A 25169-nucleotide genomic window follows, 5' to 3' on the forward strand; every position below is an offset into this window, starting at 1 on the left:
TCTTCACGATGGTTGACTGTTCACTCACCATTTTGGCACTTCGATGCCGGTTAGGTGAGGAGGAGTCCATCCCATTGCTTACGATGCCGGTGTCAACAAACGCATATTTCGTGGTTCAGTCATCGCCACCTTACTCGTTGCTCAATTCCATTGAAATCGGTATTGCTTAGTTCGGCGATTTTATAAGCAATGATCTCTCCAAAAAATTGGATCTATTCAAAGGCAGGAAAAGCGTCGGCCAAACTGGCCGACGCTTTGGGTTCTCAGTTACTGGGACTGACTTGCGCGAGGCGGTCCGGGAAGTTCGTGAAGATCCCATCAACACCGAATTCGTCGATCAGGGTCTCCATAGTATCCGTCTCGTTGATGGTATAGATATGCACGAGCAAGCCCGCATCATGCGCCTTCTGAACGAAAGACGGCGAGAACATCTCGCGATCACCATAGACATGGTTGGTGCCCAAACCAACCGCATACTCGCTCACGGCTTCGAAGTCAGAGGCTTTGAAATCTTCTGGTGCCGGTAAACCGCTGACCCAGTCAGTGATTTCGTCGCTCGTGCGATTGCCATCCTCATCCTTCTTGGGCCAATAATAGACCAGCTGGACCAGCGGGATGTCTTCGTTCATCTCGTGCATTTTCTTCAGGCTGTTCGGCTGGAACGACTGCAGCACAACATTGTCCCGCTCCACCAGGCCCTTGGATTCAACCGTATTCACCAGCTTCTCTTCAAGCGCGTCCGAATACATCTCCGGCGACTTGGTTTCGATGTAATACTTCATGTTGACGCCGAAACGGTCAATGACCTCATCAAGAGTCATGATCTCAAGACCCTCATAGTCGGAGCTCGCCTTTTCGGGGTATTCCTCGTTGAACCAGGAGCCCGCATCAAGCGCCTTGAGCTCCTCAAGCGTATGCTCCTTGACCTTGCCCGAGCCATCGGTGGTCCGGTCCACAGTGGTGTCGTGGATGACAACGAGCTCGCCGTCTTTCGAGAGATTGACATCGAATTCCAGGTAGTCCACATCGCCGATGCTCTGGGCGAGTTCAAACGCGGGCTCGGTGGCTTCCGGCGCGTGCCCGGATGCGCCCCGGTGCGCGATGTTGGCGAAGTCGGGGATGCCGGCAACGCTGACCTCGTCATTATTGCTGCTGTTACTGCTGTCATCATCGTTGCACGCCACCAGCATCAGGCTCACGGCGAGCAATGCCAGGGTTTTTAGTGTTTGTCTCAAGATTAGAGCCCTCTCTACTTTCATTCAGTTGTTTAATGGGAGTTATCGGGCATTCCATCGCTCGCTTAGCCCAGGCGGCGCGGAAACCGCCTGGTAGCAGCACGGTCTTGCAGGGATACGGAATCCGGCACCGAAACCATTCGCCCCCTGCTGCATTTGTGCGGAAGCGGATAGTAGGGAAGGCAAGGGTTAGATTCAAGCAAAAAATGTGGTTTTTACGTATTGCAACAAAGTGGCCGCCCAGATCGCACTAGGCGGCTATCCCACCCCAAAGACCGCTTGAGATGGGCTCTGGACTGCCCACGCCGGAAAACAGAACGTCAGCGTTCAGGAAGCGGGCTGGTCGGCGCTACGTCCAGTAACCGCGATCCAGTGCGCGAGATAGAGGTATAGAACCACCTGGACCAGATAGTTGACTCCAAGCTCCATAAACATCCTGGCTTGGGAACTCTCGCCTGACTGCTGACCCCCTTCAGAACCTGCGACAATTCCAGCGACAAGCCCCGCAATAAAACCGACGACCAGCGCCAGGATCAGGATGCGAACGGCCACCGGTACGCTCAGGCACAGGAAGCGGCGAAGGAAGTCCTGATTGTCCGACGCCTGATTGCGGTAATAGCAGTAGAAAACGCCAACAACGGTGATCCCAATCATGATGGCCAGGTCGACGGCCCGTAGCCAGCCTGGGACAGCGCTCGCGCCCGCTGCTGCCATTACGGTGCCCAGGATGCCGATGAGGCTGAAGGCGAGGATGTACTTGAACTCCTCGTTCTGGGTTACCTGACCGTTTCGCAGGTCACTGGCAACGTAATCCACTTTCCATAGGTACATTGAAACCTCCATTGTTCCGAATATTGGTAAGAACGCCCTGAGGCGGGGGCGTCAGGCTAACGAGGAACGTTTCCAGGCTTCAACCCTGCCCCACGCAAGACGTATTGTGAGACTGTGTTAACAGGATCCGCCGACCCTGCTGGTCAGCCATGCCCCCGAGCTTGCTATCCTTACGTCTAAAGAGTGCTCCTTTACCCTTGAGCTGGCCCTATTTTGAATTTCTTTACGCACCCCCAAGGACACAGGGCGTTGGTGTCGATAGAATCAACGACCTCGCGACACTTTTGCCCATGCCCCCGCTGAACACCAGGTGATCGATGACACGCTCCAGCCGCGCCCGCTTCATTCCCGCGCTTGTGCTGCTCATGACATTATCAGCGTCAGCGGAACCTGAGCGAAAGCCGCTGGAATTCGGCTTCATCCACTTCCCCCCCTTCGGTTACCTTGATGACCAAGGCCATCCGAAAGGCTATCTAGTGGCATTGTCCCGCCGCGTTTTCCGCGCGATGGACCAGCCGGTAACGTTTGTCCAGCACCCGGCTACCCGCCTGTATCGCCAACTGGACGCCGGAGATACCGCCTTCACCCTTGGTGCCGCCAAGCTTCAACGACTGGCCGATACCGCGATTGAAACCGAGGAAGCCGCTACAACCCTTACGCTCGCCGTTTACCGGCGAAAGGATACGGAACCGGTTTCAGGCATAGAATCGCTCAGGGGCAAGCGCCTGGTCCTGATGAACGGCTACTCCTACAGCCGGCTTGGAGAGCGTCTTGAAGAGGCAAGTGATGCCATCCAGACCACCGAAGCGCGGACGCACAAATCGGCCCTTCGGATGATCCAGTTCGGGCGCGCGGATTACCTGCTCAATTACATGACCCCGGCTGATACCACCATTGCCCGGAACAAGCTCTCCGGGCTGCAACGGGATGTCCTGACCCGTGTGGACGTTCACCTTTATGTCTCCAAAGCTGTCCCTAACGCCCGGGCACTGGCCAGGGAATGGGACCAGAACCTCAAAGCGCTCAAGCGGCATAACCAGCTGCCACACACCAACTACTACGAGATGGGAGAGTGAACGGCCCTATTGAACGGCTTTCAGTCTGACTATCCCATTGGAGGCAAGCCGGGTACCCAGTTCACCATGGCAAGGCTCTCAAGGGTAATCCAGAGCACGAAGAGCCCATACAGCCCCAGAAGCAACCAGGACTCCCCACGGGTCAGGACCATGTGAGTGCGCATCATCAGGAACAGCATTACGGTGGCCAGGGTCAGGACCCCCATCATGGGCGCAGCCACCGAGAAATTGACAATGGCCGTCCCGGCAATCAACACCCCTGCTGGAATACACACAAGGAGATCAAATGTATTGCTGCCCAGCACATTGGCGATGCTGGTGATCCCGCGCCCATCCCGGGCGGCCCGGACGGAGACGAACGCATCCGGTATGGATGTGCCGGCCGCGACCACGGTAATCCCCCAGAGGAAACTCGGCGTTCCGAAGAGCTCGCCAAAGTTGATGGCTGACCGAACCAGGGCCTCAACCCCGACAAGGATGATGGCCAGGGCAGCCACCAGCCTCAGCCACTCACGGCCAACGCGGATGGCCGACGCATCCAGCTCCTCGGAGCCTTCCAGCGTGTCCTGATACTGAACGAACACATAGAGGCCGTAGAGCGCGATCGGCATCAATGCCAACCAGCGATTGATTTCACCCTTGATGGCGTTTTCCGAGGCAACTGGGTAATAGATGGCGGCAAATGCAAACGTCAGCGTCAGCACCGCCACTGCGATCATATAGAACTGGGCTTCCTTGTACACCAGGTCCCGGTTCGCCTCGAGCGGGTTTCGGCTGGCCAATCCCGAGGCCGCCGGAACAATCATGATATTAAACAATGCCGACCCCACGATGGCGGCCACCCCAAGCTCAAACTCCCCGTGAACCAGTGTGGAAATGACCGTGGTGGACAGTTCCGGAAAGCTGGAGCCAATTGCCACCACAATGGCGCCCTGAACAATGTCGGGCAACTGGTAATAGGCGGACAACCGCGCTGCCGAGCTCTCCAGAAGGCCACTGCCTTTCCAGATGATGCCAGTGCCGATCAGGGCCACTGCAGCCCATAGTAAAACAGTCATAGTCACTCCCTTGCTCGTTAGGGGGAATCGTCACCCTGACGGGGGACAGGCACGAACCCAGAGCCTCCTCCACCCTGCTTCCTGATAAGAGCCGCCAGGGTGACCTCCAGGCGTGGGTCTTCAAGCTCGGAAAATGTAATCCCAAGCGTCACTGGCAACCGAACAGTCAAGCCATCTTCATCCAGCCGGGCTGCATTCAGGACATCCCTGACACGGATGCGGTCCAGGGAACTGCCGGGAATCAGCTCATCCCCATCCTCACCGCCGGGGTGGAGGATGCCGCACCGGATCAACTTGTCGCTCACACGCTGGGTAATCTCCCCGGGAATGCCAAAATCCAGTGCCAGGAGTTCCTGGCGCGGCGGGTTATCCCTTTGATCGAAGGCTCTGGCCACACGTTCCATCAACGCCAGCGCCAGGCGTTCCTCCACCTCTGGAGAAGAACGGACCTCCCGACGCGAGGAAATCGCTTCTTCATGCTGGTGGTAGTAGCTGATGCTGGCACCGGACAGCAGAATGATCCAGTTGATATAGAGCCAGATCAGCAACAGAATCCCGATGGCAAAACTGGAGTAAATGGCCTCATAGCGGCTGGCGTTCACCGCAAAGGTGGCGAAGGCCAGACTCGCTGCCTGCCAGGCCACCCCTGCAACCAATCCACCTACCAGTGCACTCTGAAAGCGGACCCGGGTATTGGGGACAAAAATGTAGACGAAGGTGAACGCCGCCACCGTGATCAGGAATGGCGTTGAACGACTGATTACCGCAATCAGGGTGCCAAAGGGCTCGATCTCACTCAGCTGTTGCACGGTATCGGAGCCGAAAACCGTGGCCGAAAGACCAATGCCGGCTACCATCAGCAGTGGACCAATGGTGATCACGCTCAGGTAGTTGGAGAAACGCTGGCCCAATGAGCGGCCCATGGGCGCGCGCCAGACCATGTTGAACGAGCGCTCGATCTTCTGCACCAGCGCGATGACGGTGTAGACCAGTAACAGCAGGCCAACGGAGCCAAGCACCCCAACCTTGATGTTGTCCACGAAGGTGATGACCTGCTCTGCCATTTCGGCGCCCTGCTGCCCCAGGGGCTCGAAGAACTGGTAAAGCACTGGCGTGAACCGGTTGTGCACCCCCATGGCCTTGAGTACGGAAAAGCTCAAAGCCAGCAGCGGCACCATGGACAACAGTGTGGTATAGACCAGACTCATGGCATGCAGGTTGAGTTGCCCTGCCATCAGGTCCCGGATCACCGCGTAGGCGACCCGCAGCTGACGCCTGGCAAAGGCCACTGCGCGGGGATCATCCCGCTCCGGCTTTTCCAGCAGCCAACGTTCCCAGTCCTGGAGCCGTTTTTTCAGATAGTCCGGGATCACAGGGTGCTCCTGATCATTCGCCGTTAAGCGTGGCTACGAGGCGGCGGGCACCTCCATTGCGACGGTGCTCGCCCAGGTAGATACCCTGCCAGGTGCCCAGCAGAAGCCGGCCCTGCCCAACCGGCAGGCTGAGCGATTCCCCCAGGGTCACGGCGCGGATATGGGCCGGCATATCGTCCGGCCCCTCCAGTGTGTGCTCGTAGTAGGGCGCGTTCTCTGGCACGGCATGCTGGAAGTGGCGCTCCATGTCGCCGCGCACTGTGGGGTCCGCGTTTTCGTTCAGGCTCAGCGACGCCGAGGTGTGCTGGATGAACAGGTGCAGGAGGCCGGTCTGGAGAGTGGCGATCTCTGGAATCTGGTCAACGACTTCGCGGGTGATCAGGTGGAAGCCCTTGGATTTGGGGGATAACTGGAGAATGCGTTGCTGCCACATTGATGGATTCCCTTACCCTGAGTTCTGTGTCGCGGTACTATGTCGGGTTTCAGAACAACCATACCAGCGTTCCAGCTCGTTGCGGTAAGGGAGCGGCGATTCCGGGACAGGACTCCCCGCTCCCTTGCTTCCATCGCCACGATGAACGCCGGTAAACCGAAACGAAACGTTCACAGGAAAGAGAGTTCAGCCATGGCCCAGGACAACAACCGCCGCTATTCCAGCCAGATCGTCGACGGGGTCGGCAAATCCGCCAGCCGGGCCATGCTCCGGGCGGTGGGGTTCCAGGATGAGGATTTCCAGAAGAACCAGATCGGCATTGCCTCCACCTGGAGCATGGTCACGCCCTGCAACATGCACATCAACAAGCTCGCTGAGCACGCGGGCGCCGGGGCGGATGAGGCGGGTGGCAAGAGCGTCATCTTCAACACCATCACCATCTCGGACGGCATCGCCAACGGCACCGAGGGCATGAAGTATTCGCTGGTCTCGCGCGAGATCATCGCGGATTCGGTTGAGGCGGTGACCGGTTGCGAGGGCTTTGACGGGCTGGTCACCATCGGCGGCTGTGACAAGAACATGCCTGGCCTGGTCATGGGCATGGCGCGGCTGGACCGGCCCTCGGTCTTCGTTTACGGCGGCACCATCCAGCCGGGTGAGAACCATACGGACCTGGTCTCGGTGTTCGAAGCCGTTGGCGCCTACACCAAGGGCGATAAATCACTGATCGATGTGAAGCAGATCGAGGAAACGGCGATTCCCGGACCGGGCTCGTGCGGCGGCATGTACACGGCCAACACCATGGCTTCGGCCATTGAGGCGCTGGGACTGAGCCTGCCGGACAGCTCCGCTCAGAACGCGGTTTCCAAGACCAAGGAAGAGGATTGCCGGGCAGCGGGCGCAGCCGTCCAGGATCTGATCGCGAAGGACATCAAACCTTCCGACATCATGACCCGCCAGGCATTCGAGAACGCCATCACCGTGGTCATCGCCCTGGGCGGTTCCACCAACGCGGTGCTGCATCTGCTGGCCATGGCCAACACCATTGGCGTGGCGCTGTCGCTGGATGATTTCACCGACATCGGCAAGCGCGTCCCCGTACTCGCGGATCTGCGCCCGAGTGGGCAGTACATGATGTCCGAGCTGGTGGCCATTGGCGGCATCCAGCCTTTGATGAAGATGCTGCTGGACCGTGACCTGCTGCATGGCGATTGCCTGACAGTAACCGGTAAGACACTGGCCGAAAACCTTGCAGGCGTGGCGCCCTACCCGGAAAGCCAGGACATCATCCACAGCTTCGACAACCCCATTAAACCAGACAGCCACCTGCGCGTGCTCTACGGCAACCTCTCACCCACCGGCGCCGTGGCCAAGATCACGGGAAAGGAAGGCACCCGCTTCACCGGGACCGCGCGCTGCTACCCCTCCGAGGAGGAAGCCCAGGCGCGCATCAACGACGGGACGGTACAGGCTGGCGATGTGGTCGTCATCCGCTACGAGGGGCCGAAAGGCGGCCCGGGCATGCGCGAAATGCTCACCCCCACCTCCGCCATTATGGGCCGGGGTTTGGGCAGTGAAGTGGCACTGATCACCGATGGGCGCTTTTCCGGCGGCAGCCACGGCTTCGTGGTCGGCCACGTCACCCCCGAGGCGGTCGACGGCGGCCCCATCGCCCTTCTCCAGGACGGCGATACCATCACAATCGACGCCGAAACCAACCGGATCGACGTTGATATCAGCGAATCCGAACTGGAACAACGCCGCGCCCAGTGGCAGAAACCAGCCCCCAAATACCGCCGCGGCACCCTGGCCAAGTACGCCAAGACCGTGAACTCCGCCTCTGAAGGTGCCGTTACAGACATGCCCGACTGACATCCGGCCCACAGAGTTCAAACGCTGCTGAGTAAAAAGCCAATGTCAGTTCAAACGTGGTTCAGGAAGAGACACATGCGCTCAGAAGCAAGCATCTCCAGCACCAAGACCGAGCCTTCCAGCAAACGAGAAGCGTTTTTTATCCTGGCGGGGGTTACTGCACTGCTCGTGGTTCAGTGGAACCACTTCATGTCGGGATACCGCCTCACCGCTGACGACGTAATGTTCTACTGGTATTACATTGAGGGTTGGGACAAAGTCTGGCAAAACGCTTCAGAAATGGCGGCCTTTAGTGGCCGCATTGGTCACTACCTGATGACGCCCCTCAATGCTGTCGGGGCTTATCTCGCAGGCGACCCAGTGTTACGTGGCCTTATGGTACTGGGTCATTTCGGCTTAATGCTGGTGTTTTGCGTTTACGTTGCCAGGCTATTGATTCAGGAGAATCGCAAAATGGTGGTGCTTCTCCTTTTTCTGATTCTCTTGAGCCTTCACCCACTGGCTTACAGCCATATGCCCCCCAATGCTTACCCCTTGCAGAATACCCTCCCTTTTCTGATGATCCTGGGAGGGCGGCTTCTGCTTCTGCGAAAAAACGGGTTGCCCCCCATCAGCAGCACCGGGATTTACCTCTTATTGGCATTAGCCATGCTCGTGAGCGAGTATGCTTTACTGTTTGCAACGGCGCTTATGGCCGCCGAACATGCCCTGATCCTGAAAAGCCCAGCTGGGGCAGGGAAAAAACGCATACTGGGAAAGTGGACAGTCAACACTCCCAGACTCGCGGCTGATGCAGCCGTGGCATTCGGTGTGCTGGCGTTATATCTCGGTTACCGCTGGTTCAACCCGTCGGAATACGTTGGCAATCAACCCGATGGTTTCTCGGATCCAGGCCAAGTTCTCTACACCGCATTTGCGCACGTCTTCGCGGGCACTACGGTTCCATACCTGGACATTCGCTCCCTGACGCACGCTGAGCTCCCGGTTTTATTGGGGGCTTGCGCCGTAGGCCTTATAACCTTTGCTTGCAGCCGCCGCCTGATTGCCCACTTACCCTCAAGAGCAACCGTTCCTATTACGGGAATATTCCTCTTAACACTGACACTCATGTTGTACATGGCACTGCCCCTGGCAATTACCGAAAAGGCACAAGACTGGTGTCTCAACGGGTCTTCCTGCGGCTACCTGGACAGCAGGGCCTCTTTCCTGGGCTTCGCTATCCTCGGTTTTTGTATCGCCACCTTGTTGAAGCAAATGCCGATACGCTTTCAAAAAGTGACACCTGTCATGGTATTTTCGGTATGCCTCGGCATCCTGGCCGGAGCAACCCATTTGCATAACCATAAAACCGCCGAGGGTATGGCTGAAAAAATGGTCCCGTGGGAGCACGCTGAGCGCCTGGCCTGCAACGATCAGCTGGCAAACGTTAACAATGCTTCAATATGGCGATTAGTCGATTCAGAGAAACGGGTCAGCTTTCATCCTTGGCTTGACCGTGGCGCTTTCTGGCGCGACCACATGAAGGAAATAGAATCTGAGATCGACTGCAGCAACAGACAGGGCAGCGGGTTACTTGAAAAGCTTCCCTCCCACCTTCGGTTTCCCGTTTCCTTTGCTGATGGCAAGGCGGATCGTTTTCTGGACTCTGGCTGGTCGTACGCGGAAAGCTGGGGGGTCTGGTCTGATGGTGCAGAGTCCACTCTATCCTTTAAAGTAACAGCGAATGAAGCCTCCCGTTTAGAGGCAGTCGCTTTGTACTTCCACCTTTTCTTTGGTCCCTCGGTGTCCGAACAACGAATCAATGTTTCCGTGAACGACGACCATGTAGACACTTGGGTTTTCGAGAAGAATCAGGGCTCGGCGAACTGCTGTCGCCGGGTTATCCCCATGCCCACGAATCTGAATGATGGTAAAGTAACGATCACCTTTAAGTATGAATCAACTCGAGACCCTTCAGTGAAGGGTGAAAGTAGCGACCCCAGGGCACTAGCGCTTGGGATAGAAGAGATGGAATGGCTGAAGGAACGGAAACTATGACACAGGCCCCGACTAGGAAGTGCCGCTAGGCCGAGACCAAACCGGAGAAGCCGCTGGTGAGCATGGTGGTATCTGACAGGATTTACTGGAGTGGGATTTCTGGACGATTTCGCCGCGATCTGCGTATCAGTGGTCAGAAACATTATGTCTAAATCGTCCGGCGACCTCGAAATGCCGGGGTCGAGAATGTCTTTCAGGAAGGCGCGATGACAGGATGTCATCGCGCCAGCGCCCACAACCTAAAGCCCGTCCGTGCATGATCAATGACGTTCTGGAAAAGCGTGTGCAGGGATTCGTTGAGCAGTTTCCCACCTATAGGGATCGACGTCTGGCCTGTGTGCTAGATGTCATGTCCCGGGCTCGGCGTCTGCCCTCGGTGGCCAACAGGCCTCTGTGAGCGCTGGGCAACGGATCTGACCCATGTCTGGTGCGACAAAGACCGTCGCGCCGCCTTGGCAGTGATCATCGACTAAAACCAGTGCCCTACAACGGAATCGTAGCTCACACGGCCCGCCGATCAGAAACCTTAATCCACACCACCCTGTTCAACCCCACCACCGTCTACTAGTCTCAATAGAAAGCACCCGGTCGCGAACGAGTCACAGAAATGCGAATGAGGCTCGCAACCCGCGCCGGCTCACCCATAATTGAAAACAGAACTTACCGGAACAGAGGCATGATGAACTGACACCAGCGGGGCCCAGTGCGGCCAGCGTTCCGCCCGGGCCTTCCCAGGTCACAGCAAGGGGGCCAAGCATGAGCATATTGCAGCGCTATCAGGACCGTTATGAGGCAACCAAGGAAGAGGAGATGAGCCTCGAGGAATACCTCAGCATCTGTAAAGAGGATTCCTCCGCCTACGCCACCGCCGCCGAGCGGATGCTGCTCGCGATCGGCGAGCCGGAGCTGATTGACACCTCCCTCGACCCACGCCTCTCGCGGATTTTCCAGAACAAGGTCATCAAGCGCTATCCCGAGTTCTCCGAGTTCTACGGCATGGAAGAGGCGGTCGAGAACATCGTCTCCTACTTCCGCCACGCCGCCCAGGGTCTGGAAGAGAAGAAGCAGATCCTGTACCTGCTGGGCCCCGTTGGCGGGGGCAAGTCCTCGCTGGCGGAGAAACTCAAGCACCTGATGCAGAAGGTTCCCTTCTACGCCATCAAGGGCTCACCGGTGAACGAATCGCCGCTCGGGCTCTTCGACCCGGAAGAAGACGGGCCCATCCTTGAGGAGGAGTACGGCATCCCCAAGCGTTACCTCAAGCCCATCATGTCGCCCTGGGCGGTCAAGCGCCTGCACGAGTACGGCGGCGACATCAGCCAGTTTCGGGTGGTCAAGAAATACCCCTCAATCCTGGACCAGGAGGCAGTGGCCAAGACCGAGCCCGGTGACGACAACAACCAGGACATTTCCGCCCTGGTGGGTAAGGTCAACATCCGGATGCTGGAAGACTACAGCCAGGATGATCCGGACGCCTACAGCTTCAGCGGCGGCCTGAACCGCGCCAACCAGGGGATCATGGAATTCGTGGAGATGTTCAAGGCGCCCATCAAAGTGCTGCATCCCCTGCTGACCGCCACCCAGGAAGGTAACTACAACACCACCGAGGGCATGTCCTCGATCCCGTTCGACGGCATCGTCCTGGCACACTCCAACGAATCCGAATGGCAGACGTTTCGCAACAACAAGAATAACGAAGCCTTCCTCGACCGGGTAAACATCGTCAAGGTGCCCTATTGCCTGCGGGTCACCGAGGAAAAGCAGATCTACGACAAGCTCCTGCGCGAAAGCTCACTGGCAGGCGCTCCGTGCGCACCAGACACGCTCAATATGCTGGCCCAGTTCACGGTGCTGTCACGGCTGGTGGAGCCGGAAAACTCCAGCATCTACTCCAAGATGAAGGTCTACGATGGCCAGAACATCAAGGACACGGACCCCAAGGCCAAGTCCATCCAGGAGTATCGTGACGCGGCCGGGGTCAACGAAGGCATGGACGGACTGTCCACACGCTTCGCCTTCAAGATCCTGTCCAAGGTGTTCAACTTTGACACCACCGAGGTCGCGGCCAACCCCGTGCACCTGCTTTACGTTCTGGAAAAGCAGATCGAGCAGGAGCAGTTCCCGCCGGAGACCCACGAGCGCTACCTGCGCTTCATCAAGGAGTTCCTGGCGCCGGAGTACGTGGAGTTCATCGGCAAGGAAATCCAGACGGCTTATCTCGAGTCCTACTCCGAGTACGGCCAGAACCTGTTCGACCGCTATGTGACCTATGCGGACTTCTGGATCCAGGACCAGGATTACCGGGATCCGGAGACCGGGGAGATGTTTGATCGCGCGGCCATCAACGAGGAGCTCGAGAAGATCGAGAAGCCGGCCGGCATCAGCAACCCCAAGGATTTCCGCAACGAAGTGGTCAACTTCGTGCTGCGGGCACGCGCCAGCAACAACGGGCAGAACCCCTCCTGGCTCAGCTACGAGAAGCTGCGCAGCGTGATCGAACAAAAGATGTTCTCCAACACCGAAGAACTGCTGCCGGTAATCTCGTTCAATCCCAAGGCATCGGAGGAGGACCAGCGCAAGCACCAGCAGTTCGTGGACCGGATGATCGAACGAGGCTACACCGAGAAGCAGGTCAAGCTGCTGGCGGAGTGGTATCTGCGCGTCCGGAAATCCCAGTAGGGTAAGCAGGTGTCTGCATGGGCATGAGTCACGTTGTTGACCGTCGCCTCAACGGCAAAAGCAAAAGCGCGGTGAACCGCAACCGGTTCCTGCGCCGTTACCGCAAGCACATCAAGAAGGCGGTCTCGGAAGCCGTTCATGACCGTTCCATAACGGATATGGAGCAGGGCGAACAGGTCAGTATCCCCGCGGAGGACATCCACGAACCAGTCTTCCACCACGGCGCTGGCGGCAACCGCGAAATGGTGCACCCGGGCAACAAGGAGTTCGTGGCCGGTGACCGTCTTCCCAAGCCCCCCGGCAGCGAGGGCGAAGGGGGCGGCCAGGGCCAGGCCAGCGACCAGGGCGAAGGCATGGACGAGTTTGTCTTCCAGATCACACAGGAGGAATTCCTGGACTTCCTGTTCGATGACCTGGAACTGCCCTTCCTGGTGCGCAAGAAACTCAAGAGCGCGGACGCCTACCAGTACGTCCACGCCGGATTCACCAGTGAAGGCACGCCGGCCAAGCTCAACGTCGTGCGTTCATTGCGCAAGGCTTACGCCCGACGCATCAGCCTGGCCGGCAAGCGCAAGCGCCGGATCAAGGAACTGGAGCAGCAGATCGCGGCCCTGAAGGCCCAGCCGGATTCGGACGATCCCGCCTTCTCCAGGGAGCGCCAGATTGAAGACCTCCAGGCAGAACTGGACGAACTGCGTCGGCAGGTCAAGCGCATCCCCTGGATCGACGAGATTGACCTGCGCTACCGCCAGCACCGCAAGGACCCCAAACCCGCCACCAGCGCGGTCATGTTCTGCCTGATGGACGTCTCCGGCTCCATGACCCAGGTTCACAAGGACATCGCCAAGCGCTTCTTCATTCTGCTCTACCTCTTCCTGCAGAAGAACTACAAGCGCATTGAGGTGGTGTTCATCCGCCACCACACCGCCGCCAAGGAGGTGGACGAGGAGGAGTTCTTCTACTCCCGCGAGACCGGCGGCACCATTGTCTCCAGTGCGCTCAAGCTGATGCACCGCATCATCGAAGAACGCTATCCACCGGATGACTGGAACATCTACGCCGCCCAGGCCTCGGACGGCGACAACTGGAACGACGACTCGCCCGTCTGCCGCAACCTGCTGCAGGACAAGATCCTGCCCCTGGTGCAGTACTACTCCTATGTGGAAATCACCCCCCACGAGCACCAGGCCCTGTGGGAAGAGTACTCAGCGGTCCAGGAGCGCTTCCCGGAACGTTTCGCCATGCAGCAACTGTCAGACGCCAGCGAGATTTATCCGGTCTTCCGGAAACTTTTCGAGCAGAAAACCGTATGAGGGAGGTGGCCATGAACAAGCCCCTATCCAGCGGCGCCGACTGGTCCTTTGAGCAGATCGAGGCTTACGACCGGGAAATCGCCCGCATCGCCGCCGAGTTCGGGCTCGACACCTACCCCAACCAGATTGAGGTAATCAGCGCCGAGCAGATGATGGACGCCTACAGCTCAGTCGGCATGCCCGTGGGTTACCACCACTGGTCCTTCGGCAAACAGTTCGTCCAGACCCAGAAGGGCTACCGCCGGGGCCAGATGGGACTGGCGTACGAACTCGTTATCAACTCCAACCCCTGCATCGCCTACCTCATGGAAGAGAACACAATGACGATGCAGGCCCTGGTCATTGCCCACGCCTGTTACGGCCACAACTCCTTTTTCAAGAACAACTACCTGTTCCGGAGCTGGACCGATGCCAGCTCCATCATTGATTACCTGATGTTCGCCCGGAACTACGTGGCCGAGTGCGAGGAGCGCTACGGCGTGGACGAGGTGGAAGCCATCCTCGATTCCTGCCACGCCCTCATGAACCAGGGCGTTGACCGCTACAAGCGCCCGGCCCCGATCTCTGCTGAGGAAGAACGCCGTCGCCAGAAGGAGCGCGAGGAATACCGCCAGCAACAGGTGAATGATCTCTGGCGCACCATTCCGGAGATGGGCAACGATGACGACCCTGAAAGCCAGCAGCGGCGTTTCCCCGAGGAGCCCCAGGAAAACCTGCTGTACTTCATCGAAAAGAACGCGCCCCTGCTGGAAACCTGGCAGCGCGAGCTGGTTCGCATCGTGCGCAAGATCGCCCAATACTTCTATCCACAGCGCCAGACCCAGGTCATGAACGAAGGCTGGGCCAGCTTCTGGCACTACACCATCATGCATCGCCTGTACGAGGAAGGCCTGGTGGATGATGGCTTCATGCTGGAATTCCTGCACAACCATACGGCCGTAATCTACCAGCCGCCGTTTGACAGTCCCTACTACTCGGGACTGAATCCCTACACGCTCGGGTTCTCCATTTATAGGGACCTCAAGCGCATGTGCGAGACGCCCACCGACGAAGACCGTGAATGGTTCCCCGACATCGCCGGCGGTGACTGGCAGAAAACGCTCGACTTCGCGATGCGCAACTTCAAGGACGAAAGCTTCATCCTGCAGTACCTGTCCCCCAAAGTGATCCGGGACCTCAAGCTCTTTGCCATCGCCGACGAGGAAGGGGATGACGCCTACGAGATCAAGGCCATTCACGAGGAACGCGGTTACCGGCGGGTACGCGAAAAGCTTGCCCGCCAGTACAACCTGAGTTACCGGGACCCGAACATCCAGGTCTGGAACGTGAATACCCGCGGGGACCGCTCGCTACTGCTGCGCCACACCCGGGTGGATGGGATCCCCATGGCGGATCAGGAGACGCAGGAGGTGCTCAAACACGTGCACCGGCTCTGGGGCTTCCATGTAACCCTTGAGAGTGTGGATAACGGCGAGGTCATCAAGCGTTACCGGGTGCCGTTCGAAAGTGGCGACCGGAGTTCTGCGGCCTGACTGTCCCTGACCCGGCATCAGAAATGCAGTGACAGACCGCCAATGACTCCGAAATTGCCATCGTAGAAATCCGCCTCTGCCACGACACTGACATTGCGCTGCCAGTGGTAGCGGGCGGTGCCGGTGACGCCAAGGTAGTCCATGTCACCCGTGACGTAACGCGCCGATGCCCCAATTTCCAGATCCCGGTGCAACTGGCGCCGCAACCCCGCTCGCAGTCCCGGTGCCGTGTCATCCGTGCTGACACTGGAACAACGATTGCCCTGAAGCGGATTGGTCACGCATCGCTCAAGCTCAATGTCCTGATACGCCAGCGTCAGCCCGCCCCAGACATCCGTCCGGTGGTCCAGAGCATAGCGATAGCCACCGCCGCCATGGGCCGAGGTCACGTCAATATCCCCGGTCAGCACCTTGAGACCGCCAAACATGAACCACTCCGTGCTCAGCATCTGGCTGCCCCGGGCGTGAGCGCCCAACAGGGATTCACTCTCGAAATTGGGATACAGTGCCGCCCCCGCCTCCGCGAAGGAAAAGGAGGGCCCCTGAGCCCATGCGGGCATTGCCAGACAAACCAGAAACGGCACAACAAACCGGGATAACATAGTCGTCACTCTCCCTTACTGCCACGAAACAGGAAGCCCCGAGGATAACGCTGTGGCACGGCGGCAACAGACCGGAACCACGGAAATGTGGTTCCTGTCACAGGTTTAATTGAACCAATCCAGCGCCCGCGTTTACATTGCTTTTGCACGCCATATCCAGGGATCCACCCACCCGACACCAAGGAGAACGCCATGAACAAGCTGTTCCGTGCCACCACAATGACGTTGGCAACGGCTACAATGGCCGGCAACGCACTGGCCCAAGCACAGGAATACAACGAGCCCACGCGTGGTTTCATGCTTGAGCGCGGCACCACAGCTGCCAACAAACGAGCAACCGTAGACCTGCGCAGTGGCGGTGACCAGGATTTCGGGGCTGGTGTACGCCTGGGGCTCCCAAACGCCGAACTGGTTCTGAATCACAGCCGGGTCAATCCCCGCACCCGCCAGAACGAAGCCCTGTTCAAGGTTGGATTGCGGCCACTCCAGGCCGGGGAAGGCGTCACGGTCAACTGGGCTGCCTACGGAGCCGTGGCGCATTATGACGGGGATGATGCCAACCCGCCGGCCTACCCGGAAGAGAGCACTACGAACCTTGGAGCAGGTGCCGCCTTCACAACCAACGTGGAGCGATTCACACTCAACTTTAACCCGGAACTGATCTATGATGATGGAGCCCGGAATGATGCCAGCAATGCTTACCTGAACCTGGGAATGGGCGCCCATTACACACTACCCGAAACCGAGTTCGGCCGCTTTGAGCCCGGAATCGAAGTCGGCCTGACCACCCGGGAAGACCGTTTCGGGGACAGCGTTGACCCTTCCCTGATGCTGGGAGCCCGTTGGCTGTACAACCAGAACGTGACTCTGGACGTTTCCATGATCCAGGCAAGACCGAACAACGGTCTGGCCGAGGCACCCACTGAGGTCAGCATCCCGGGCTACATCCGAGTGAACGTTGCCTTCTGATGCCTGGGCCGTAACCCTAAGCGGGCGGCCTATCAAGTCGCCCGCATAGCCTCACCCCTCCAACGCAGCTCGCGCTTCATCGCTGTTATAGAACCCTTCAAGCCGGCGCCGTACAATCCCCTCAAGCAAGCCATTCGCTTTCAGGGATTCCAGGACCCGTGGCAGCACCGCCTCCAGCTCCGTCATCACCGTCGCCCGGTCAATATTGAACTCTGCCAGCAGCTCGCCGAGCGTGCGATCCCCATAAAGGTGAAACAACCGGTTGACCACGGTTTCATAGGCATTGCGGTAATAGTCGCTCTTTCGGAAGGCCAGCCAATAGTCGTAGCCCATGACCACGAACTCACTCCATTCAACCTCGCCAATCCCATCCGCCAGCTCCGCCAGGGGGCGATCACAGAACGCATCCCAAGCATCCATTACACTGGACTTGATCTCCTCATCAGTGAGGTGCTCCATAAGGAAGTCAGCACTCTGGCGGGCCAGCTTCTCCACGTTGCGGGAAATGTAGCTCTTGATGCTCTTCTCCCAGACCTCGTCCAGCCCGGAAACCGCCTTGTTCAGAGCCTTTGAGCTGAACTTGAGCGCCGAGCTAACGCCCGGCACATGACGGCTCAGAAGATTCTCCTCGTACACATAGCGCACGATGGCCTCGTACATCAGGTTGGCCACCAGCTCCCGGTACACCGGCTGATCCAGGAGCCGGTCGATCAGCTGCTCCCGCTGCTCCCGCAGCACCAATGCCTGGTCCACGAACGCTTCCAGGCGCTGACGGTCCATCAGGTCACTGGGCGTTGCCTGGCGATGAAAAGCGGCGCCCACCACCTCTTGGGTGAACGTCGCGGCCATTTCCGGGATGATCGCTGGCATCTCGCGCTCGACCGTGTGGCGATGGATGATCCCGTTAATGGTCTCTGGCGTCATCACATCGTTCAGCCGGATGCGATCGGCTGCTTCAAAAACGAACCCAAGCTCCCTTTCCAAATCCTCCCGCAATGCATCCATGTCCATCCGTGCCAGCTCGTGCTGCACATGGGCCTCCAGCAGCTGCGCCAGCACCTGCTCCGAATCACTCTGTTCCATCACATCCTCAACCTGATACCTGTCATCTGATACTGTTACGCATTGCCTCAGCCAATCACACTTACAACTCAATCGCATTGTCCGTTATGACGGGAGACGGCGCACCACAATCTCGGTTACCCCCCATGGCCTGGATGAGGTCCCCGGCCTAACCTACGCTGGTCAACGTTTTGCCTGGAGAAATCGCTATGGTTGCGGAGCGTCAAAAGCTCCAGAGCGCCGGTCTATTGGTGCTGCTTTGGCTTGCCGGCCTCTATATGCGGTTGCCCATACTGGTTGCGCCCCCGCTCGCACCCGCCATCGGCGAAGAGCTGGGCCTGAACCAGACCCACATCGGGGCACTCACCACCCTGCCCGTACTGATGTTGGCACTGGGCGCGCTCCTGGGTTCATTGCTGATTATACGACTGGGGCCCCGCCAGGCACTTGTCACCGCTCTTATGGTGGTGGGAATAGCATCTGCTACCCGCGCGCTTGCCCAGGGGCCGAGCCTGTTGCTGGGCGTCAGTGCCCTGATGGGCCTGGGGATCGCCGTTATGCAACCCGCGTTGCCGGCCCTGCTGCCACGCTGGCTATCACCAGGCCGCATCGCCATGGCAACCGCCTGTTACATGAACGGCATGCTGATGGGCGAATTTGTCGGTGCCGGCCTGACGCTGCCCGTGATCATGCCACTGACCGGCGAGAGCTGGCGGCTCACCCTCCTGATATGGTCACTGCCGGCAGTGGTGATCGCCCTGTTGCTCTTGATTCCGGTTACCGCCGCTGATGGCGAAGACCCGAGCACCCAGTGGCTGCCCCGCCTTCGCGATCCCCTGATGTGGAAGCTGGGGCTGTTGCTGGCCGGCACCTCCTCCCTGTTCTTCGGAACCAATGCCTACATGGCCAGTGTCCTGGAAGATCGAGGGGAATTGGCCCGGCTGGATACGACGCTGCTGTGCTTCAATTTCGCCCAGGTGGCCGCCTCCGCCCTGTTGCTGAAAATGGCCGGGCACTGGGTGGGCCGCAAGCGCCCCATCCTCTGGAGCGCTGGGTTTGCCGTGATGTCCATGCTGGGGTTCCTGCTTATTGAGGGCTGGCCCGGCGTCGCGTTTGCGGTACTGATGAGCTTTTTCTCGGGCACACTGCTCATCCTGATCGTGGCACTCCCTCCCCACCTGGTTTCCAGCGCCGAGGCAGGGCGGCTTTCAGCCGGTAACTTTACCATCGGCTACACCGGCGCTTTCCTGGTTCCCCTACTGGGCGGTGTACTCGCCGATGCAACAGGCCATGCACTGACCGCAGTGGCTTTCATCACCCTGTGCAGCGCACTGACCGTGCCGCTGGCCTTCACCCTGAAACTGCCCAGGTGAACCGCCCTCAGCCAAGACGTGCGCCATTGGGCACTGGCTGATCCGGCACCGCCAGCACCACGGCCCCGTCCTCACGATACAGTCCTGTAACCAGGCACTCGGAGCGTATGGGGCCAATCTGCTTGGCCGGGAAATTCACCACGGCCAGGACCTGCCGCCCCTCCAGGTCCTCGTGCCGATACAGGTCCGTAATCTGGGCACTGGATCTCAACACCCCCAACGCCTCGCCAAAGTCCACCTTCAGCTTGTAAGCCGGACGCCGCGCCTCCGGGAATGTAGCCACCTCCACAATGGTACCAGCCCGGATCTCAACCCGCTCGAATTCATCCCACTCAATCGTATGCATCCTGTACCTCCCGGCATTTCAATCCGCAAATCCGCGGATTATACCCGGACGCCCAGCCTATCAGCACGATTAACCCCGGCCATGCCGGTTCCGGTATAATAGAAGTCAACAAAGCGGAATACCTGACAAATTTACTCAGGTATTGTACAATCAATCTCCAAAAGAACGCTGGGCGTAAAAGCCAGAGCACACCGGAATCGACAGCCCGATTCCGTGGGGGTAGTGGATGAATTCCGGCAAGACACTGCTAGGCACTGTCTTCCCCGAATTTATCCGTACATGAAAGGTCGGCGCCGTGCGCGCCCAGGCCCAGAACCAATGGAGTTGCAGCCATGGCCGAATCCAACAAGCCCGAAGATTTCGTCAAGCACGAATACGAAGCCGGCTTTGTTACCGACATCGAATCGGACACTTTCGAGCCCGGTCTGAACGAAGACGTCATCAAGCGTCTTTCCGAGATCAAGGGCGAGCCGGAATGGATGCTCGAATGGCGCCTGGAAGCCTATCGCCAGTTCCAGGAAATGACCGAGCCCAACTGGCAGAAGGTCAACTTCGAGCCAGTGGATCTGCAGTCCATCTCCTATTACTCAGCGCCCAAGAAAGACACCGACAAGCCGCAGAGCCTCGATGAGGTCGACCCCGAGCTGCTGCGCACCTACGAAAAGCTCGGCATCCCGCTGCATGAGCAGAAGGCCCTCGCTGGCGTCGCCGGTGCTGGCACACCGGCAGAGGCGGAAGCCGGGAGCAGTGACCAGGCAAGTGAACAGGAAGGTGGCGCTTACAGCAACGTCGCCGTGGACGCAGTCTTCGACTCCGTATCCGTCGTCACCACCTTCAAGAACAAGCTGGCAGAAGCAGGCGTTATCTTCTGCTCCATCTCGGAAGCCCTGCAGGAGCACCCCGAGCTGGTGAAGAAGTACCTTGGCTCGGTTGTGCCGCGTGGCGATAACTATTTCGCCTCACTCAACTCGGCAGTATTCAGTGACGGCTCCTTCGTGTACGTACCCAAGGGCGTCAAATGCCCGATGGAGCTTTCAACCTACTTCCGCATCAATGCCGAAAACACCGGCCAGTTCGAGCGCACACTGATCATCGCCGACGAAGGCGCGTCCGTCAGCTACCTCGAAGGCTGCACCGCCCCCCAGCGCGACGAAAACCAGCTTCACGCCGCCGTCGTGGAACTGGTGGCGCTGGACGACGCCGAGATCAAGTATTCCACCGTCCAGAACTGGTACCCCGGTGACGAAAACGGCAAGGGCGGCATCTTCAACTTTGTCACCAAACGCGGTATGGCGCGGGGCAAAAACTCCAAGATCTCCTGGACCCAGGTCGAAACCGGCTCCGCCGTCACCTGGAAGTACCCCAGCTGCATACTCAAGGGCGACAACAGCGTGGGCGAGTTCTACTCCGTGGCGCTGACCAACAACCATCAGCAGGCCGACACCGGCACCAAGATGATCCACCTTGGCAAGAACACCCGGAGCACCATCATTGCCAAGGGCATCTCCGCCGGCAAGAGCGACCAAGCCTATCGCGGCCTGGTGAAGTTCCAGCCCACAGCGGAAGGCGCACGCAACTTCACCCAGTGTGACTCGCTGCTGATCGGCGACACCTGTGGGGCGCACACCTTCCCGTACATCGAGAACAAGAACAGCTCGGCAACGGTGGAGCACGAAGCCACCACCTCCAAGGTGAGCGACGAACAGATGCTGTTCTGCCGCCAGCGCGGCATCGACCCGGAACAGGCTGTCTCCATGATCGTTAACGGCTTCTGCAAGGAAGTCTTCCAGGAACTGCCCATGGAATTCGCGGTCGAAGCCGGCAAGCTGCTGGAAGTGAGCCTGGAAGGCTCGGTCGGGTAAAGCGCCAGCCCCCGGCGTCCTGCAACGAGTCAGAAACCGGGTGGCGGGGGACGTCGATCCGGGAAGCTTGGTCGCCAGGGATGGCGACCGCGCAGCGTCCATGGACGGATTCATAGCGATTCCCGGAGCGACGTCCCCCGGCGCCCGGAGCTAAACGTTCATCAGTCTAGAGAAAACAGATAGAGAGCACCCACATGCTGACCATCAAAAACCTCCACGCCAGCGTCGAGGGCACCCCCATCCTCAAGGGCATCAACCTCGAGATCCAGCCCGGCGAAGTGCACGCCGTGATGGGCCCCAACGGCTCCGGCAAGTCCACCCTCGCCCAGGTGCTCGTCGGCCACGAAGCCTTCGAAGTCACCGACGGTGAAATCCTGTTCGACGGCCAGAACCTGCTCGACCTGGAAGTCGAAGAGCGCGCCCTCGCCGGCCTCTTTCTCGCCTTCCAGTACCCCGTGGAGATCCCCGGTGTCAGCAACCTCCAGTTCCTGCGCGAAGCGGTCAACAACCTGCGCAAACACCGCGGCCAGGATGAGCTCGATGCGCCAAGCTTCATGAAGCTCGCCAAGGAAAAAGCCAAGCAGGTTGACATGAACCCCGACTTCCTCAAGCGCGGCGTCAACGAAGGCTTCTCCGGTGGCGAGAAAAAGCGCAATGAGATCATGCAGATGCTGCTGATGGAACCGCGCCTGGGCATTCTCGACGAAACCGACTCCGGGCTCGACATTGACGCGCTCAAGACCATCGCTGGTGGCGTGAACTCCCTGCGCGAAGATGACCGCTCCTTCCTGGTGGTCACCCACTACCAGCGCCTGCTCAACCACATCGTCCCGGACGTGGTGCATGTTCTCGCCGACGGCCAGATCATCAAGACCGGCGACAAGCAGCTGGCCATGAAACTGGAAGAAGAAGGCTATGGCTGGCTCGGGATCAACGAAGCGGAAGCTGCCGGCTAAGGAGGTTCCATGACACTCGCGCACAAGACGCCCATAACCCCGCTGGACTCCGCCTTCACACCGGCAGGCGGCCAGCAGCTGCCAGCACCGCTGAAAAATCTGCGGGACATCCGCAGCAAGGCCATCACCGGTATGGGGCTGCCCAACCGCCGGACCGAGAACTGGAAATACTCCAGCCGCTACCTCAAGATGGAACCGGAACTGGCGCCTCTGACCCAGCCTACGGGAGACGCTGACTACCGCCATGTTGAAGGCGTTTACCGCCTTGTCATCCGCAACGGCGTGGTGGATCTGGACAGCAGCGAACTGCCCACTGGCAGCGGCGTTGAGTTCCACCGCTTCGCCGACCTGGACGACGTAACCGCCCAGAGCGTGGCCAAGAAGCTGGATACCACACTGGATCACGGCACCACCCAGCTGGCGGCGCTCAATACGGCACGGCTGGAAGATGGCCTGCTGATCCGGCTCGGCGCCGATACCAGCGTGGACAAGCCGGTCTACGTCCAGTACGTCACGGATGCTGAGGCCAGTGGCTCCAACTACCCGCGCCTGATGCTCGAAGCCGGCCAGGGCAGCAAGATGACGTTGGTGGAAGAGTACATCAGCAACGGCGACCAACCCGTCCTGGTGGACGGCGTCACCGAGCTTCTGCTCGATGACAGCGCCAATATCACCTACATCCGTCTGTGCATGGAGCCGGTCAACATCCGCCATGTAGGGGCAACAGGGGTGAAGGTCGGCGCCAATGCCAAGCTGGACAGCCACTGCATCGGCTTCGGCGGCGACCTGCGCCGGCACGACCTGCAGGTGCGGCTGGAAGGTGAAGGCGGCTATACGCGGCTCAACGGCATCGCCCTGACCCAGGACCGCCAGCACTATGATAACCACACGGCCATTGACCATATGGTCCCGAACTGCAACAGCGACGAGAACTACCGCTGCCTTGCGGCTGACCGCTCGCACGCCGTGTTCAACGGTCGCATCCATATTCATCCGGATGCCCAGCAGTCCCACGCGGACATGAACAACAAGAACCTGCTGCTGTCGACCAACGCCGAAATCGACACCAAGCCGGAACTTGAAATCTACGCGGACGACGTCACCTGTGCCCATGGGGCCACGGTTGGCCAGTTGGATGAGACATCGCTGTTCTACCTGGTCTCGCGCGGCATTGATCGCGACACCGCGGCCACCATGCTCAGCATGGCGTTCGTCCACGAACTGGTGGGTCAGGTGCCGTTGGAGGACATCCGTGAGGTGGTCAACACCCGGCTGACCGACTTCATCGAAGCCAGCTTCCGGAGGGCCGCTGAATGAATCTGGAGCAGGTGCGCGCCGATTTCCCGATCCTTGAGCAGGACGTCAACGGCAAGCCGCTGGTCTATCTGGACAACGCCGCCTCGGCCCAAAAGCCAAAGGCGGTGCTTGAGGCCATGAACCAGTACTTCCGTGAGACCCACTCCAACGTGCACCGCGCCGCCCATACCCTGGGCGACCGTGCCACGGCCCTGTTCGAGGGCGCGCGCGAGACAGTGCGCGGCCAGATCAACGCGGGCAGCACCAATGAGATCATCTGGACCCGCGGCACCACCGAGGGCATCAACCTTGTGGCGAACGGCTTTTACCGCAGCCTGGGCCAGGGTGACGAGATACTCATCTCGTGCATGGAGCACCACTCCAACATCGTGCCCTGGCAGATGCTGGCTGAGGCCACCGGCGCCACATTGAAGGTGATCGACATTACAGCGGATGGTGAGCTCGACCAGCAGAGCTTCCACGAACAGCTCAGTGAGCGCACCCGGGTTTTGGCCATTACCGAAGTATCCAACGCGTTGGGCACGATCAACCCGGTACAGAACCTGGTTGCGGCGGCGAAAGAAGTTGGCGCCATCACGCTGGTCGACGGCGCCCAGGCCATTCCGCACATTGGTGCGGATGTGCAGGCGCTGGGCTGCGACTTCTACGTCTTCTCCGGCCATAAGCTGTTTGGCCCCACTGGAATCGGCGTTCTTTACGGCCGCGAAGACCTGCTCAACGAATGGCCCGTCTACCAGACCGGCGGGGAGATGATCCATCGTGTCAGCTTCTCGGGCACCAGCTTCCAGAAGGCCCCCTATCGCTTTGAAGCTGGAACGCCGGCCATTGCCGAAGCCATCGGCCTGGCCGCCGCCATGCGGTACCTGGATGACCTGGGCCACGATAATCTGCGCGAAGCGGAAGCCGCACTGGATCGGCGCGTGGATGAATGGGTAGCGGAGTTCCCCGGCCTGACACGCTACGGCCAGGCGCAAAGCAAGGTGCCGGTGCTATCGTTTGCGCTGGAAGGGCTGCATCCCAGCGACCTGGGTACGCTGCTCGACCAGCAGGGCATCGCGATCCGCACCGGCCACCACTGCTGCATGCCGCTGATGGAGCGCTTCGCCATACCGGGCACTGCCAGGGCCTCGTTCGCGTTTTATAATACGGTGGAAGAGGTGGACACTTTCTTTCAGGGTCTTCAGAAAGTCCAGCGCCTGTTCACCGGCCAATAGAAGGCATCAACGCCCATCGTAATAGGGAG

Annotated in this window: 20 protein-coding genes; 12 read left to right on the forward strand and 8 right to left on the reverse strand. The window is 59.2% G+C overall.

The window, feature by feature from the left end:
- Nucleotides 1-263: 263 nt before the first annotated feature.
- A complete protein-coding gene (locus tag AC1RQI_RS10640) occupies nt 264-1235 on the reverse strand; it encodes a glycerophosphodiester phosphodiesterase family protein (protein WP_481904764.1) in 972 nt (323 codons plus the stop codon).
- A gap of 327 nt (nt 1236-1562) precedes the next feature.
- A complete protein-coding gene (locus AC1RQI_RS10645; RefSeq protein WP_481904766.1) occupies nt 1563-2066 on the reverse strand; it encodes a hypothetical protein in 504 nt (167 codons plus the stop codon).
- A gap of 317 nt (nt 2067-2383) precedes the next feature.
- Here AC1RQI_RS10645 and AC1RQI_RS10650 point away from each other — a divergent pair, with 317 nt between their 5' ends.
- Entirely contained in the window at nt 2384-3142 is a 759-nt protein-coding gene (locus tag AC1RQI_RS10650) for a substrate-binding periplasmic protein (RefSeq protein WP_481904768.1), read from the forward strand.
- Between the two features lie 29 nt (nt 3143-3171).
- Here AC1RQI_RS10650 and AC1RQI_RS10655 read toward each other — a convergent pair whose 3' ends face one another.
- From AC1RQI_RS10655 to AC1RQI_RS10665, 3 genes are read right to left on the reverse strand one after another with little or no spacing between them, the layout of a single operon-like run.
- A complete protein-coding gene (locus tag AC1RQI_RS10655; protein ID WP_481904770.1) occupies nt 3172-4200 on the reverse strand; it encodes a sodium:calcium antiporter in 1029 nt (342 codons plus the stop codon).
- Between the two features lie 17 nt (nt 4201-4217).
- Entirely contained in the window at nt 4218-5573 is a 1356-nt protein-coding gene (locus AC1RQI_RS10660) for a YihY/virulence factor BrkB family protein (RefSeq protein WP_481904772.1), read from the reverse strand.
- Nucleotides 5574-5586: 13 nt separating this feature from the next.
- The gene (locus AC1RQI_RS10665; protein ID WP_481904773.1) at nt 5587-6006 is read right to left on the reverse strand and encodes a secondary thiamine-phosphate synthase enzyme YjbQ; all 420 of its coding nucleotides are present in this window, start codon (nt 6004-6006) and stop codon (nt 5587-5589) included.
- A gap of 192 nt (nt 6007-6198) precedes the next feature.
- Here AC1RQI_RS10665 and ilvD point away from each other — a divergent pair, with 192 nt between their 5' ends.
- The 5 genes from ilvD to AC1RQI_RS10690 all read left to right on the forward strand — a co-directional run bounded on the left by ilvD (nt 6199) and on the right by AC1RQI_RS10690 (nt 15439).
- A complete protein-coding gene (gene ilvD, locus AC1RQI_RS10670; RefSeq protein ID WP_481904775.1) occupies nt 6199-7878 on the forward strand; it encodes a dihydroxy-acid dehydratase in 1680 nt (559 codons plus the stop codon).
- Nucleotides 7879-7953: 75 nt separating this feature from the next.
- Nucleotides 7954-9915, forward strand: a complete 1962-nt coding sequence (locus AC1RQI_RS10675) for a hypothetical protein (RefSeq protein ID WP_481904776.1) — start codon at nt 7954-7956, stop codon at nt 9913-9915.
- A 756-nt stretch (nt 9916-10671) separates the two neighbouring features.
- Nucleotides 10672-12594 (forward strand): PrkA family serine protein kinase, encoded by a 1923-nt coding sequence (locus AC1RQI_RS10680; RefSeq protein ID WP_416635497.1) that lies wholly within the window; start codon nt 10672-10674, stop codon nt 12592-12594.
- A 23-nt stretch (nt 12595-12617) separates the two neighbouring features.
- On the forward strand, nt 12618-13907 hold the full coding sequence (locus AC1RQI_RS10685) for a YeaH/YhbH family protein (RefSeq protein WP_481904777.1): 1290 nt from the start codon (nt 12618-12620) through the stop codon (nt 13905-13907).
- An 11-nt stretch (nt 13908-13918) separates the two neighbouring features.
- Complete coding sequence (locus AC1RQI_RS10690; protein ID WP_481904778.1) at nt 13919-15439, forward strand: SpoVR family protein; 1521 nt, start codon at nt 13919-13921, stop codon at nt 15437-15439.
- Between the two features lie 17 nt (nt 15440-15456).
- Here the strand turns inward: AC1RQI_RS10690 and AC1RQI_RS10695 are convergent, their stop codons facing one another.
- On the reverse strand, nt 15457-16041 hold the full coding sequence (locus tag AC1RQI_RS10695) for a hypothetical protein (protein ID WP_481904779.1): 585 nt from the start codon (nt 16039-16041) through the stop codon (nt 15457-15459).
- A gap of 192 nt (nt 16042-16233) precedes the next feature.
- On the opposite strand from AC1RQI_RS10695, the gene AC1RQI_RS10700 reads away from it, so the two are divergent.
- Nucleotides 16234-17010, forward strand: a complete 777-nt coding sequence (locus AC1RQI_RS10700) for a hypothetical protein (protein WP_481904780.1) — start codon at nt 16234-16236, stop codon at nt 17008-17010.
- A gap of 51 nt (nt 17011-17061) precedes the next feature.
- Here the strand turns inward: AC1RQI_RS10700 and AC1RQI_RS10705 are convergent, their stop codons facing one another.
- A complete protein-coding gene (locus AC1RQI_RS10705; protein WP_481904781.1) occupies nt 17062-18093 on the reverse strand; it encodes a hypothetical protein in 1032 nt (343 codons plus the stop codon).
- Nucleotides 18094-18281: 188 nt separating this feature from the next.
- Here AC1RQI_RS10705 and AC1RQI_RS10710 point away from each other — a divergent pair, with 188 nt between their 5' ends.
- Nucleotides 18282-19445: an MFS transporter gene (locus tag AC1RQI_RS10710; RefSeq protein ID WP_481904782.1), complete on the forward strand. Its 1164-nt coding sequence runs from the start codon at nt 18282-18284 to the stop codon at nt 19443-19445.
- 7 nt (nt 19446-19452) lie between these two features.
- On the opposite strand, the gene AC1RQI_RS10715 is transcribed toward AC1RQI_RS10710, so the two are convergent.
- The gene (locus tag AC1RQI_RS10715; RefSeq protein ID WP_481904783.1) at nt 19453-19791 is read right to left on the reverse strand and encodes a tRNA-binding protein; all 339 of its coding nucleotides are present in this window, start codon (nt 19789-19791) and stop codon (nt 19453-19455) included.
- 332 nt (nt 19792-20123) lie between these two features.
- On the opposite strand from AC1RQI_RS10715, the gene sufB reads away from it, so the two are divergent.
- From sufB to AC1RQI_RS10735, 4 genes are all read left to right on the forward strand, one after another.
- The gene (gene sufB, locus AC1RQI_RS10720) at nt 20124-21653 is read left to right on the forward strand and encodes a Fe-S cluster assembly protein SufB (RefSeq protein WP_416635508.1); all 1530 of its coding nucleotides are present in this window, start codon (nt 20124-20126) and stop codon (nt 21651-21653) included.
- Between the two features lie 194 nt (nt 21654-21847).
- Nucleotides 21848-22609 (forward strand): Fe-S cluster assembly ATPase SufC, encoded by a 762-nt coding sequence (sufC, locus tag AC1RQI_RS10725; protein WP_481904784.1) that lies wholly within the window; start codon nt 21848-21850, stop codon nt 22607-22609.
- 9 nt (nt 22610-22618) lie between these two features.
- Nucleotides 22619-23926 (forward strand): Fe-S cluster assembly protein SufD, encoded by a 1308-nt coding sequence (sufD, locus tag AC1RQI_RS10730; protein WP_481904785.1) that lies wholly within the window; start codon nt 22619-22621, stop codon nt 23924-23926.
- The gene (locus tag AC1RQI_RS10735; RefSeq protein WP_416635514.1) at nt 23923-25140 is read left to right on the forward strand and encodes a SufS family cysteine desulfurase; all 1218 of its coding nucleotides are present in this window, start codon (nt 23923-23925) and stop codon (nt 25138-25140) included. Before sufD ends, AC1RQI_RS10735 begins: the two co-directional genes overlap by 4 nt.
- The last annotated feature ends 29 nt before the right edge of the window (nt 25141-25169 follow it).

Source organism: Salicola sp. AFF1, from assembly GCF_056783195.1.